Annotated in this window: 16 protein-coding genes and 1 riboswitch; of the genes, 15 read left to right on the plus strand and 1 reads right to left on the minus strand. The window is 38.6% G+C overall.

The genetic code is table 11. The features are described 5' to 3' along the window. Positions 1-17 precede the first annotated feature (17 nt). The 7 genes from fur to A5868_RS06145 all read left to right on the plus strand — a co-directional run bounded on the left by fur (position 18) and on the right by A5868_RS06145 (position 4,884). Positions 18-473, plus strand: a complete 456-nt coding sequence (gene fur, locus A5868_RS06115; protein ID WP_010780974.1) for a ferric iron uptake transcriptional regulator — start codon at positions 18-20, stop codon at positions 471-473. Positions 474-586: 113 nt separating this feature from the next. Beyond that, a complete protein-coding gene (xerD, locus tag A5868_RS06120; RefSeq protein WP_010780973.1) occupies positions 587-1,477 on the plus strand; it encodes a site-specific tyrosine recombinase XerD in 891 nt (296 codons plus the stop codon). 14 nt (positions 1,478-1,491) lie between these two features. Next, positions 1,492-1,857: a GNAT family N-acetyltransferase gene (locus tag A5868_RS06125; RefSeq protein ID WP_010780972.1), complete on the plus strand. Its 366-nt coding sequence runs from the start codon at positions 1,492-1,494 to the stop codon at positions 1,855-1,857. A gap of 1 nt (position 1,858) precedes the next feature. Further along, positions 1,859-2,611: a segregation/condensation protein A gene (locus A5868_RS06130; protein WP_010780971.1), complete on the plus strand. Its 753-nt coding sequence runs from the start codon at positions 1,859-1,861 to the stop codon at positions 2,609-2,611. Between the two features lie 74 nt (positions 2,612-2,685). Next, entirely contained in the window at positions 2,686-3,264 is a 579-nt protein-coding gene (gene scpB / locus A5868_RS06135; protein WP_010780970.1) for an SMC-Scp complex subunit ScpB, read from the plus strand. 2 nt (positions 3,265-3,266) lie between these two features. Beyond that, positions 3,267-3,983 carry a pseudouridine synthase gene (locus tag A5868_RS06140; RefSeq protein WP_086304333.1) on the plus strand — a complete coding sequence of 239 codons (717 nt, stop codon included), beginning with the start codon at positions 3,267-3,269 and terminating at the stop codon, positions 3,981-3,983. A 68-nt stretch (positions 3,984-4,051) separates the two neighbouring features. Beyond that, a riboswitch (FMN riboswitch) is annotated at positions 4,052-4,170 on the plus strand. A gap of 120 nt (positions 4,171-4,290) precedes the next feature. After that, the gene (locus A5868_RS06145) at positions 4,291-4,884 is read left to right on the plus strand and encodes an ECF transporter S component (RefSeq protein ID WP_010780968.1); all 594 of its coding nucleotides are present in this window, start codon (positions 4,291-4,293) and stop codon (positions 4,882-4,884) included. Between the two features lie 56 nt (positions 4,885-4,940). Here A5868_RS06145 and A5868_RS06150 read toward each other — a convergent pair whose 3' ends face one another. Further along, a complete protein-coding gene (locus A5868_RS06150) occupies positions 4,941-5,153 on the minus strand; it encodes a ferredoxin (RefSeq protein ID WP_086304331.1) in 213 nt (70 codons plus the stop codon). 30 nt (positions 5,154-5,183) lie between these two features. Here A5868_RS06150 and A5868_RS06155 point away from each other — a divergent pair, with 30 nt between their 5' ends. The 8 genes from A5868_RS06155 (at position 5,184) to A5868_RS06190 (ending at position 13,206) form a co-directional block, all read left to right on the plus strand. Next, complete coding sequence (locus A5868_RS06155; protein WP_086304329.1) at positions 5,184-6,170, plus strand: helix-turn-helix domain-containing protein; 987 nt, start codon at positions 5,184-5,186, stop codon at positions 6,168-6,170. Continuing rightward, on the plus strand, positions 6,161-7,555 hold the full coding sequence (locus A5868_RS06160; RefSeq protein WP_086304327.1) for a RecQ family ATP-dependent DNA helicase: 1,395 nt from the start codon (positions 6,161-6,163) through the stop codon (positions 7,553-7,555). The genes A5868_RS06155 and A5868_RS06160 overlap by 10 nt, the downstream gene beginning before the upstream one ends. 68 nt (positions 7,556-7,623) lie before the next feature. Then, positions 7,624-8,289, plus strand: coding sequence for a LysM peptidoglycan-binding domain-containing protein (locus A5868_RS06165; protein WP_010780964.1), 666 nt, complete (start codon positions 7,624-7,626; stop codon positions 8,287-8,289). A gap of 60 nt (positions 8,290-8,349) precedes the next feature. Then, positions 8,350-9,021, plus strand: a complete 672-nt coding sequence (gene cmk, locus A5868_RS06170) for a (d)CMP kinase (protein WP_086304325.1) — start codon at positions 8,350-8,352, stop codon at positions 9,019-9,021. A gap of 146 nt (positions 9,022-9,167) precedes the next feature. Continuing rightward, positions 9,168-10,391: a 30S ribosomal protein S1 gene (rpsA, locus tag A5868_RS06175; RefSeq protein WP_086304323.1), complete on the plus strand. Its 1,224-nt coding sequence runs from the start codon at positions 9,168-9,170 to the stop codon at positions 10,389-10,391. 265 nt (positions 10,392-10,656) lie between these two features. After that, entirely contained in the window at positions 10,657-11,967 is a 1,311-nt protein-coding gene (gene der, locus A5868_RS06180) for a ribosome biogenesis GTPase Der (RefSeq protein WP_086304321.1), read from the plus strand. A 228-nt stretch (positions 11,968-12,195) separates the two neighbouring features. Next, positions 12,196-12,471 carry an HU family DNA-binding protein gene (locus A5868_RS06185; RefSeq protein WP_010780960.1) on the plus strand — a complete coding sequence of 92 codons (276 nt, stop codon included), beginning with the start codon at positions 12,196-12,198 and terminating at the stop codon, positions 12,469-12,471. Positions 12,472-12,708: 237 nt separating this feature from the next. Next, on the plus strand, positions 12,709-13,206 hold the full coding sequence (locus A5868_RS06190) for a hypothetical protein (protein WP_254911044.1): 498 nt from the start codon (positions 12,709-12,711) through the stop codon (positions 13,204-13,206). The last annotated feature ends 44 nt before the right edge of the window (positions 13,207-13,250 follow it).

Here is a 13,250-nt window from a genome sequence, read left to right on the forward strand (position 1 = left end):
AGAAGAGGAGGGTTCTCTTGAACGCGATTTTAGCTCTGCAAAAAACTAAAAAGCAACTTCACGATTCTGGATTTAAGTTGACACCACAGCGTGAAGCGACCGTTCTCGTTTTATTAGAAAATGAAAAAGACCATTTGTCAGCGGAAGAGATTTATTTCTTAGTTAAAAAGAAAAGTCCTGAAATCGGCTTGGCAACAGTCTATCGCACCTTAGAAATTTTGACGGAATTGCACATTGTTAATAAAATTAGTTTTGATGATGGACTCGCTAGATATGATCTTCGTAAAGAAGGGGCAGAACATTTTCATCATCATTTACTTTGTTTAGAATGCGGGAATATTGAAGAAATTGAAGAGGATCTTTTAGGAGATGTAGAAAGAGTCGTAGAATCTCGTTATCATTTTCTAGTAAAAGATCATCGCCTGACATTTCATGGAATTTGTCAAAGCTGTCAAGATAAAAAAGAAGCGTAGAATACCTAGATGAAGATGAATTAAGTTATAATTAAATTATGTAGTCCCTTGCAACGATACGTGCTATCATTTCAAGGGACTTTTTGTTATGATAAAGCGAAAGTGGTGAGAACATGGATGAACAAATAACAGAGTATTTGCATTACTTAGCGATTGAGCGTGGACTTTCAGAGAATACTCGTAGTAGCTATCAAAGAGATCTACAACAATATTTGTCATTTTTAGACGCGCAGGGTGTATCCACGTGGGAAGCTGTGGATCGTTATACTGTTGTGGCTTTTTTGGCGAGCTTATCAGATGCTGGAAAAGCGTCTACTACAATTACACGAATGATTTCTAGTCTTCGGCGTTTTCATCAATTTTTGCGGCAAGAACGTTATACCGATCATGACCCTATGCAGCATATAGATAGCCCTAAAAAGGCTCAAAAGTTGCCGCAAACACTCTCTTTAGCAGAAGTCGAACGGTTGATAGCCACTCCAGATACAACTACGAATTTAGGTATTCGTGATCGTGCGATTTTAGAAGTCCTATATGCCACAGGCTTGCGTGTCAGTGAATTAATTGGCTTAAAGCTGGGAGATATCCATCTGGAAATGGGCTTGTTACAAACGGTTGGAAAAGGAGATAAGGAGCGTATAGTTCCTTTGGGAGATTACGCGATACATTGGCTGGAGAGATATTTGTCTGAAGTTCGTCCCATTTTGACAAAAAAAAATCCAAATGAGACGTTTCTTTTTGTGAACAATCACGGACGCGGGCTGAGTCGTCAAGGAATATGGAAAAACTTGAAGCAATATGTCATTAAAGCTGAAATCACAAAGGATGTCACGCCGCATACATTGCGCCACAGTTTTGCGACCCATTTACTTGAAAATGGCGCTGATCTGCGAACGGTTCAAGAATTGCTGGGACACGCAGACATATCTACAACACAAATTTATACCCATATCACTAAGCGAAGAATGACCGAAGTTTATAAAGAGTTTTTTCCACGCGCTTAATTAGGAGGAAAAAAATGCTTACTCAATACCGAAAAAGTCAACGAAAGATCGCGATGGGACTTTTGAGTTTTCACGAAAGCCTAAAAGATCAACGCCATCTATTAAAAGAAATTGATGCCTATGAAGGTGACGAACGCTACCAGCTTTATTGCTACTATGATGAAAGCTCCGACAACGTACAGGGGGTGATCGGGATCAGTTCGTTAGAAGATCAAGAAATCGTCTTACACGATATTAGTTTGAACCCCTCTTATCGTGGTGAGGGGGTAAGTATTGCGATGATGGATGAACTACAAACTATGTATCCAGATCAAAAAATTATGGGAACCCCTGCTACTTCAGCCTTTTTGGCAAAATGGCAGGAACATAAAAGAGGTTAGGATGGAAGAAATAAGTTTAAAATTAGATGTTTTTGAAGGTCCTTTAGATCTCCTGCTCCATCTAATCCAACAGTTGGAAATTGATATCTATGATATTCCTATTGCAGCAGTGACTGAGCAATACATGAATTTCATCCATGCAATGAAAACTTTAGAGTTAGAAGTAGCAGGTGAGTATCTGGTTATGGCTGCAACACTCATGTCTATCAAAAGCCAAATGCTTTTACCAAAGCCAGAACTAGACTTTGATTACGAAGACGAAGAGGGCGAAGACCCTCGTGAGGCATTGGTTCAGCAACTTTTAGAATATCGTAAATATAAGTATGCGGCATCCGTCCTTTCAGAAAAAGAACAAGAGCGTAGTTTGTTTTTTACAAAGGCTCCCATGGATCTTTCAGACTATGAAGAAGAAATCCTTCCGCTGCCTAAAAACCAATTAAATACGATTGATCTTTTTCTGGCATTGCATGATGTTTTGCAACGAAAAAAAAGAAATCAACCAATAGAAACGACAGTTGCCACGGAGTCAATTACCATTGACCAAAAAGTAGTAGAGATTGGCAATCGATTGAATGTTCTACCCGAAGGAAAAGGGCTGTTTTTAGAATCCTTGTTTGTCCAATATACTAAAGATGAAATGATTACAACTTTTATGGCATTATTAGAATTGATGAAAAAAGGATTGGCTGTAGCAACTCAAGAGGAGACCTACGCACCTATAGTCATTTTTAAAGGCGAAATAATCGAAGAATGATTGTTGCGTCTAACGAGGGAAATAACTAGTTCAATCAGAGATTTGTTCCATTATCATGTAAAAGGAGCCGTACTATGAATCAATTGAGTCAAATTGAAGCGATGCTTTTTGTAGTTGGGGAAGAGGGAATCGGTTTAGAAGAATTAGCCTTTTCTTTAAATCGACCCATACCAGAAGTTTATCAAAACATCCTAGATTTGAAGGAATTATATGAAAATAAAGAGCAGTCGGCCTTGACTATTTTGGAAGTGGGCAATCATTTTGTTTTAACCACGAAAAAAGAATTTGCTTCATTGCTAAAAGAATTCGCGCGTTCGCCTATGGCAAATCGCTTAAGTCAAGCTGCATTGGAAACACTTTCGATTATTGCCTACAGACAACCCGTAACACGTGCCGAAATTGATGAACTCCGTGGTGTTCAATCGAGCGGAGCTGTGCAAACTTTGGTAGCCAGACAATTAATAGAAGAGAAAGGCCGTGTCGAAGGGCCTGGACGAGCAATTTTATATGGAACAAGCGACTATTTTATGGATTATTTTGGATTAAAAGATATGAAGGAATTGCCGGACGTTCAAAAAATGGAAGATGATCTAGCAGACGAAGCAGAGCCTTTGGATTTGTTTTACGATCGTTTTAAAGAAGAGGATGAGTAATAATGGAAAGATTACAGAAAATAATCGCCCATGCTGGGATAGCTTCCCGACGTAAGGCTGAGGAATACATTACTAGCGGACGCGTCAAAGTGAATGGCGATACTGTAAAAGAATTAGGTACAAAAGTTGGAAAAAAAGAGATCGTCGAAGTTGACGGTGTGCCAATTTATCAAGAAGAGCCCGTTTATTATTTGTTTTATAAACCTCGGGGAGTTATCTCGGCTGTTTCTGACGATAAAAATAGAAAAGTGGTAACAGATTACTTCGCCGCTGTCCCTGAACGAATTTATCCAGTTGGACGTTTAGATTATGATACGTCTGGAATATTACTTTTAACAAATGACGGTGATTTTTCACAACGATTGGCGCATCCGAAACACCAAATTGATAAAGTCTATGTGGCAAAAGTAAAAGGTTACGCGGAAAAAAGAAGTTTGTTGCCATTGACAAAGGGTATCCGCATTGAAGGAAAGAAAACTGCGCCTGCACGTTTTGAGATTCTCTCAACAGATAAAAAAGCAGAGACGAGTATTGTTGAATTAACCATTCATGAAGGCCGCAATCATCAGGTGAAGAATATGTTGGCGGCGGTTGGTTTGCCGGTACAAAAATTAAAGCGTGAACGTTATGGTGATTTGACATTGCAAGGGTTACGTCCAGGGGAATATCGTCGGTTGAATACAAAGGAAATCAACACGTTATTGAACCAATCAAAATAAACAAAATCATTTACTTGTTTTTTGATAGTAAAATTGTTATAGTGGTTTTACAAATAAAATAAATTAAGGTTCGTCTTCAGGGGCAGGGTGAAAATCCCGACCGGCGGTGATAGTCCGCGAACTGCGTAAGCAGCCGAATCGGTGTAATTCCGATACCGACAGTACAGTCTGGATAAAGAAGATAGAGCTTATTTGAGTAAGACAGTATTCAAGTAACTCTATGCTTTTTTTGAAGCATAGAGTTTTTTTGTGGCAAAGTTTCACTCAAATAGTTCGATGAAGATGATTCCGAAACGGAGGATTTCATATGAAGAACTTAAGATTACAAAAAATGACAGCAGTAGCAGTAGCAGCAGCAATGGGATTGATTCTACAATTTATCGCTTTTCCAATTGTTCCAATGTTTCCGTTTCTAAAGTTGGACTTTAGTGATATTCCAGTATTGATCAATATGTTTATATTTGGACCGTTAACAGGTGTTGCGACTGCGTTTATTCGATCCTTGCTTCATTTGACGATGACGGGCTTCTCTATTGATAATATGATTGGGGACTTCGCAAGCTTTTTCGCGTCAACATTGTATACTTTGCCAATATTTTTACTATTCAAACAAAAAACAACGACAAAACGTGTGTTGGGGCTAGGTTTAGGTATTCTAGCGATGACGGTCTTTATGAGTATCGCAAACTATTTTGTAATTACGCCTCTTTATTTAAAAGCATTCGGGCTTTCTGCTGGACAAATGTTAGGCATGGGCTTGGGAAGATATATTTTAGTTGGTATCGTTCCTTTCAATTTGCTTAAAGGAATGATCGTCAGTGCAGTTTTCTTAGTACTACATGCTAAATTACTGCCATGGTTATCCAAAAAAACAATGACATCGCAACATCATTCAATTTGATTTATTCAAAAAATCTCAGACAAAAAGTCTGAGATTTTTTTTTAGGATATATGTTATTATGAATTTTGGTATAAGATAGCATGAGATGGACAACGCTTCGCAGATTGTATAACTGCGTCCTGTTGACTCTCAGGAATAAATTCATGGGTTGCCTCAGGCTCACCAACAAAGAGGACCAATCCATCATCTGTATAATCAAAAATTTCTGGTGCGATGGTTTGACACAGGCCGCAAGCGATACAACGTTCAGGGATGATCTCGCATTTCATTTTTTCACCTTCCACAGGAGAGTATTTATTATGACTTTGTTTATTTTAACGTTATTTCATACAGGCTACAAGTTAAGAACATCCACCTTGTATCATTTATTGGTGGGAAAAAGGACAAGCTCTGTTTTGATCCATGGTTTCTTCTATCAAAATTTAGCTTATTTAGGTGCATTGCCTACTTTGAAGGAAAAGAGTTTTCAAGAAGCACTAAATCAATTAAAATTGAATCATTTGATCACTATAGATGATGAATTCGGCGAATTAACGCCACTTGGGAAAGCGCGTTTATTAGAGACACCTTTGGAAATGACGGGTCTGAACAATATGCGCTTTGGCCGCATGCGAGAAGATTGCTGGCAGTTGATCTTATTTGCGATTCAGGTGACTAGTTATCTTTCCTTTAATGAGAAGGAGTATCTGCCGATTGAAAATCGTCCATACTATTTACAGCAAGTAAAGAAATGGTTGGCACAGTCTAATCCTTATTTATTAAGTGCGTTTAAAGATGAGTTGACCATGATCTTAAATAAAATACCCTCAAAAGAGGCTGATTTTTTAGCAAATCAATTTTCGGGACATGGATTTCAAGGGAAAACGGTTTTTCAACTTTTACCTGACACCTTTCAGGAGTATCCCTGGGTTGATCTTTACCAACAGCGTGCAATAGATCTTTTTCTTGAACAGATAGAAGAGGGGGAACTTTCGAGGTTGTTATATGTGCTAGATCAACAAAATATGAATCAGAGTATGTTAAAAACGAAAGACTATTTCTTGGCTGGAAAAACGGTGTCAGAGATTTTGTCTTTGCGCCATTTAAAACAAGGAACTATCAACGATCATTTCATTGAGTGGGCATTATTAGATAAGGCGTTTCCTTTTGAAAAATTCGAGCAACTCGATTTTGATGGCTTACATGAGGGGCAAGTTATCAATAGTCATTACCAAGAGTATGAGGTATCATACCTGAATTTTCGATTATCACAAATCTATTATCTGAGGGAACATGGATGGAACTGAAAAAAGTATTAAAGGAAAAATTTAACTATGACCAGTTTCGACCTGGTCAACAAGAAATAATTGAAACTATCTTAGAAGGCCATTCTGTTCTTGGAATGCTTCCCACTGGAACTGGAAAGTCATTGTGCTATCAATTACCAGGTTATTTATTAGAAGGAACAGTCGTTGTCATTTCCCCGCTAATTTCTTTGATGGAGGATCAAGTAATACAACTGCAAGGACTAGGAGAAAAGCGTGCTGTGGCACTAAACAGTCTACTTTCATCGTGGGAAAAACAATGGATACTTAACGAAGCACATCATTACAAGTTTATTTTTATGAGTCCGGAAATGTTTTTAAGTTCGAATGTACAAAATGTATTAAAGAGGGTCAAGTTGGCAATGATCGTAGTGGATGAGGCACACTGCATTTCTCAGTGGGGAATTGATTTTCGGCCTGAGTATTTAAAATTGGCAGACGGGATTCAGTTCGTTGGAAGTCCATTAATTCTAGCATTGACAGCAACCGCTACAAACGAGGTAAGAAAAGATATTCAACGTTTATTGTTCGAAAAAGAAAAGGCGAGAGAAGTTGTTTTTTCTGTGGATCGTCCTAATATCAGCTTTTTTGTTTATCAAGAAAATAAAGTTGAAAAACTGAGAGAACTTATGATTTCTTTAGAGGGATCAGGAATCATTTATTGTGCGACTCGAAAAAAAGTAGAAGAACTCTATCATTCTTTTAAAGATCGGCAAAAAATTGCTTATTATCATGGTGGTCTCAGTGGGCAAGAACGAAGAATGCTTCAACAACAATTTTTATCCGGGGAGTTAAGAATATTAGTTGCCACGAATGCTTTTGGTATGGGAATCAATAAAGAGAATATTCGATTTGTCATTCATTATGATTTGCCAGATTCACCAGAGAATTATTTGCAAGAAGTGGGCCGAGCTGGCAGAGACGGACAGTTGAGCCAAGCAATTTTATTGTATGAAGAAGGAGATGAATTTATTCATCACTTTCTACAAGAGCAAACAAATCAATCAAAAAAATTGTTTGAAATTAAACAAAAAATGAGTGATCTGATGTTTGAAGACCCGCTCATTAAAAAGTGGGAACAGTTTTTTCCTAATGATAGTTCTCATTTAATGGATTTATTAAACCAACGTGGAGTTACAAAAAAGAAGCAACTGCAAAAAATGCTTGATTATATTGCAACTACAAAATGCCGGCGGGAATTTTTAGTTTCTTATTTTGACGAAAGCTTAACAGAAAAAAATCCAATTTGTTGCGACAACGATGGCGCTGTATTGCAAAAATACAGCGTACAAGAAACAGCAAGTATGGGTCAAATATCTTGGCAAAAAATTATTCAAAAAATTTTTAAAAATACAGAGAAAGATTGAAAATTGGCACCACATTTTCAAGAGCTATGGTATAATACATGGCGATAGCATTTAGGAGGTTAGAGAAATTGAGTAGAAAAGATCGCTATAACGACAAGAACAATGAACCGTGGGATCAACATATTTACGAATCTGATAGTGAAGAAGAAAATTATTCACGCAGCCAATCACGTCGTGGTGGTGGAAGTAATAAAGGTGGCGGAAATACGAAATTCTTAACGATTCTAGTCGCGTTATTGTTAGCCCTTATTTTGATTCCGGCTGGTGCCTTTTTCTGGATTACTCGTGGAAACGACAAACCAGCAGCCTCTCCTGAGAGTACTACGCAGGTTTCCAAAGTATCTTCAACAGAAAAATCAAGCACAGAAGAGAGCAGCACAGAAGAAAGTACATCTTCAACGGCATCAGAAAGTAATCAACAAAACCAACAAGCTGCAGATCAACAAGCACAACAACAAGCTGATCAACAAGCGGCAGCACAACGTCAACAAGAACAGCAAGCTGCACAGCAGCAACAACAGCAAGATCAACAACAACAAAATAATCAGCAACAGCAAAATCAAGACAATGCTCAAAGCGATGCCAATGCGCAATACGGTACTGTACAAGCAGGTGAAGGTCCACGCCAAATCGCTGGTCGTTACGGGCTAAGTGTGGATGAGTTTTTACGTTTAAATGGTATGAACATGGATAATTTCTATTTTAATCCTGGACAAGAAGTACGCATCAAATAATTTGAATACCTTGCCGTAATCGATTTCGATTGCGGCTTATTTATTGAAAAGAGGCAGAACATGGAAAAGATTTCAATTGCAATTGATGGTCCCGCGTCATCTGGTAAAAGTACTGTTGCCAAAATTTTAGCGAGTGAATTTGGCTTTATTTATGTAGATACTGGTGCAATGTATCGTGCCATAACTTTTTTAGCGATTAAACACGGAGTCTCGTTTTCGGATGAAGAATCTCTAGCAGACTTGACAACACACTATCCAATCACTTTCAAACAATCTTCTCATGGACAGTTAGTGTTTGCGGACAATGAAGAGATTACACAGACGATTCGTCAGCCTGATGTGACGGCTGCTGTCTCGGAAGTCTCCGCCCACAGCAAAGTGCGTGAAGAATTGGTTGAAGCACAACGTCAACTAGCTAAATCTGGCGGGATTGTCATGGATGGTCGCGACATTGGAACCGTCGTGTTGCCGAAAGCAGAAGTCAAAATTTTTCTAGTAGCAAGTGTCGATGAGCGCGCACAACGACGGTACAAGGAAAATCAAGAAAAGGGTATAAAAATAGATTTTGAGTCAATCAGAGAAGCAATCGCGAAACGTGATTATTTAGATTCACATCGAGAGGTGTCACCGCTTGTCCAAGCGACGGACGCAGAATTGGTCGACACTACGGGGATGTCTATTGAACAGGTAGTTGCGAAGATTAAGGACATTGTATCCTCGAAAGGTTTCTAAAATTTAGCAAATTTCGATAAATAAAGCGAATTTCTTTCAATTTTTTTGAAAAAAAGAAGAAATCGCTTTATTTTTCATGTGGATTATTCTAAAATAGAACATGTAGTGTATTTTACGCAGAATTGTTGGTTAGGAGGACAAACGACATGACAGATTTAGAACAAAATTCGATGGAAAACGAAAATGTTTCCATGGAAGCAGCAATGGAAAGTGTGCATGAAGTTCAAGTTGGCGATATTGTTAAAGGTGAGGTGCTCGCCTTAGAAGATAAACAAGTTATCGTTGGTATTGAAGGTGCAGGAGTAGAAGGTGTAGTTCCTGCAAAAGAACTTTCAACATTACCTGTTGAAGATATCAATGAAGAAGTCAAGGTTGGCGATATTCTTGATTTAGTCGTTATCTCTTCTATCGGAAAAGACAAAGAAAATGGTAGTTACTTACTTTCTAAACGCCGCTTAGATGCGAAAAAGGTTTGGGAAGATATTGAGAAGGAATTCCAAGATGGAAAAATCATCGAAGCACCAGTAACTAGCAGCGTTAAGGGTGGACTAGTAGTTGATGTAGGTGTACGTGGTTTTGTACCAGCATCAATGATTGATGATCATTTTGTTGATGATTTTTCAGCTTATACTGGGAAAACATTGAAATTCAAAATTATTGAAATCGAACCTTCTGAGAATCGTTTGATTCTATCTCATAAAGCAGTGGTTGAAGCTGAAAAAGCTGAGAAGAAAAAAGAAATCTTGGCTGACCTGTATGAAGGTCAAGTAATCAAAGGGCAAGTGGCACGTTTGACAGATTTTGGTGCGTTTATTGACCTAGGTGGCATTGACGGCTTAGTCCATGTCTCTGAAATTTCTCACAGTCACGTAGCAAAACCATCGGACGTTTTAAGTGTTGGCGACGAAGTGGAAGTTCAAGTACTTTCTGTTGATCCAGAAAAAGAACGTATTTCATTGTCTATTAAAGCGAACTTACCTGGACCTTGGACAGATATTGAAGAAAAAGCAGCACCCGGTTCTGTTCTTGAAGGAACAGTGAAGCGTCTCACTAGTTTTGGTGCATTCGTTGAAATATTCCCAGGTGTAGAAGGTTTGGTTCACATTTCTCAAATTTCTCATAAGCACATTGCAACACCTCATGAAGTATTACATGAAGGTGACCAAGTACAAGTGAAGGTTTTAGAAGTACATCCTGAAGACCATCGTGTTGCTTTATCAATCAAAGCACTAGAAGAAAAACCTGAAGAAGCTAAAGCGGAACCCGTAGAGGAAGAATCTTACGAGTTGCCAGAAGAAAATACTGGCTTTACCATGGGTGATATTCTTGGTGATGCATTGAAAGAGGAAGATTCAGAAGAACAAGAGTAGAATTTACGAGCAGACCCGCTTTATGGTCTGCTTTTTTTATTAATTTCATGTATGAAAACGACTCCTTCTCTTGCAAGAAGGAGTTTTCTTAGTTAAACTAAAGAGAATTTGAAAAGAATCCGTTATCCTGATTGTCTCTGATTCACTTAAGATAGCTGAAATCTTAGAGGACCTTATTATCCAGTGATGGAAAGGTCAAGAAAGTCAAATTTATTCTTTCTCTTTAGAAAAGTAAATATATTAATAGGAACGAGGAGTTTAAGTTATGTCAAATCCTACAATTGCAATAGTTGGTCGCCCTAATGTTGGTAAATCAACATTGTTTAATCGGATTGCCGGTGAGCGAATTTCGATCGTCGAAGATACTCCGGGTGTTACCCGTGATCGAATTTACGCAAAGGGTGAATGGTTGGATCATGAGTTCTCAATCATTGATACTGGCGGAATCGATATTGGCGATGAGCCTTTCATGGAACAAATCAAACAGCAAGCGCAGATTGCCATTGAAGAGGCAGATGTGATTTTGCTTGTGGCAAGTGGTAAAGAAGGGGTCACAGATGCGGATGAAGCAGTTGCCAAGATCCTTTACCGTAGCAACAAGCCAGTGATCCTGATGGTAAATAAAGTTGACAACCCTGAGATGCGAAATGATATTTATGAATTTTACTCATTAGGATTGGGTGAACCATACCCTGTATCAGGAAGTCATGGACTTGGCTTAGGTGATGTATTGGACGAAGCGGTTAAGCATTTTCCTGCTGATAATGAAGAAGAAGAAGATCAATCAATTAAGTTCAGTTTGATTGGCCGCCCTAATGTAGGGAAATCTTCGTTGATCAATGCTATTTTAGGAGAAGACCGAGTTATTGTTTCTGATATTGAAGGAACAACGCGGGATGCCATTGATACGAAGTTTGTCAGTGAAAATGGGCAAGAATTTACAATGATCGATACGGCTGGAATGCGAAAACGTGGGAAAGTCTACGAAAACACAGAAAAATATTCTGTTATGCGGGCGATGCGAGCTATTGATCGCTCAGACGTCGTTCTAGTCGTTCTAAACGGCGAAGAGGGGATACGGGAGCAAGACAAACGAATTGCCGGGTATGCTCATGAAGCAGGTCGTGGTGTCATCATAGTCGTAAATAAATGGGACCTAGTTAAGAAAGATACGAATACAATGAAGGAATTTCAACAGGAGATACGTGAAGAGTTTGCCTATTTGGATTACGCACCAATTGTGTTTGTTTCTGCAACAACCAAACAACGGTTAAACAAGATTCCAACGATTATTGAAGAAGTCAGCATGAACCAAAATCTTCGGATTCCTTCATCTGTCTTAAATGATATTATTATGGATGCAGTAGCTATTAATCCAACACCAACGGATAAAGGAAAACGGTTGAAGATTTTTTATGCAACGCAAGTGGCAGTTAAACCTCCAACATTTGTAGTCTTCGTAAATGAGGAAGAATTGATGCATTTCTCTTATGCGCGATTCCTAGAAAATCAAATTCGAAAAGCATTTGAATTTGAAGGAACACCGATAAAAATAATTGCTCGGAGACGAAAATAAGGTATTTTATCATACTTTTATTTTGGTGACAACAGATTTCACTGAATGATAAAACAACCATGAATTTTATGCCATTAATCGCTAAAAACCTTGCTAACATAAGGTTCTTATGCTATCGTTATAACAGAATATTGACCGAATCAATATTTCTTTGCTGATAGCTGGACCACTCAGTTATCAGTTGATGTTTACTCATCACTACTCATTTCTCAGGAGGTGAATTCATTCATGGCAAACAAAGCAGAATTGATCGAAAAGGTTGCAGCAGCTACTGACTTAACTAAGAAAGACGCTACCGCTGCTGTCGATGCTGTATTTTCATCTATCCAAGACGCATTAGCTGAAGGTGAAAAAGTTCAGTTGATCGGCTTCGGTAACTTTGAAGTACGTGAACGTGCGGCCCGCAAAGGACGTAACCCACAAACTGGTGAAGAAATCGAAATTCCAGCAAGCAAAGTACCTGCATTTAAACCAGGTAAAGCGCTAAAAGATGCAGTTAAATAATATTTAGACTGCTTAAACCGTTGCAACGTTAATGTTGCAACGGTTTTTTTGTTTTCGGAAGATATATTTAATTATTCGTGGCATTCTTACGAATTTCTGGAGCAAAGACAAAACGATCCCAAATGGCGACAGGCTTTTATAGAGGCAGATGTATTACTTGAGCAAGAAGATAAAAAAAGAAAACGACGCAATTTTATAATATTAGTAATATCTGTTCCTTTAGTTTTAATAGTTGGTATGGTAGGTTTATATTTCTATGGGTCAACAGATGAAGCTGTTGTTCCGAAAAGGCAGCTCAGTTTAAATGATTCTACTTCGGCTTCAACAATAGCCACCGAAGCTTCTCAAACGATGGATACTTCTAGCGTCGGTCAAGTCTTAACTACACCATGGGGGGAACAAGTGACTGTTTTACGCGTGCTGCCTAACGGGGAACGTGTCATCAAAGAATCACCCTCTCCTTCTGATTTAAATAATGATGGAGTGCTGACCTTTGAAGAGTTGTCGCGAGTGGAAGAAGAAGCAAATCAGCAGCAATTTCAGCCACAAGGGGCTCAAAATAATCAACAACAGCAACAGCAACAGCAGGTAGTACCTCAGCAAGAACAGAATAACCAACAGCAAACACCCGCTGAGGAACAACATAGCGATCAGACAAATCAACCAAATGGGCAGCCGGCTCCTTCTGAGCAAGGAACCCTGCAAACAAATAATCACTCGCCACAACAACCATAAGGCGATCGTTTATGAATAATTAAGACATGTTTATAATGTTGCAT

It is taken from the genome of Enterococcus sp. 12F9_DIV0723, assembly GCF_002174375.1.
In the GTDB taxonomy this organism is placed as follows: Bacteria; Bacillota; Bacilli; order Lactobacillales; family Enterococcaceae; genus Enterococcus_A; species Enterococcus_A gilvus.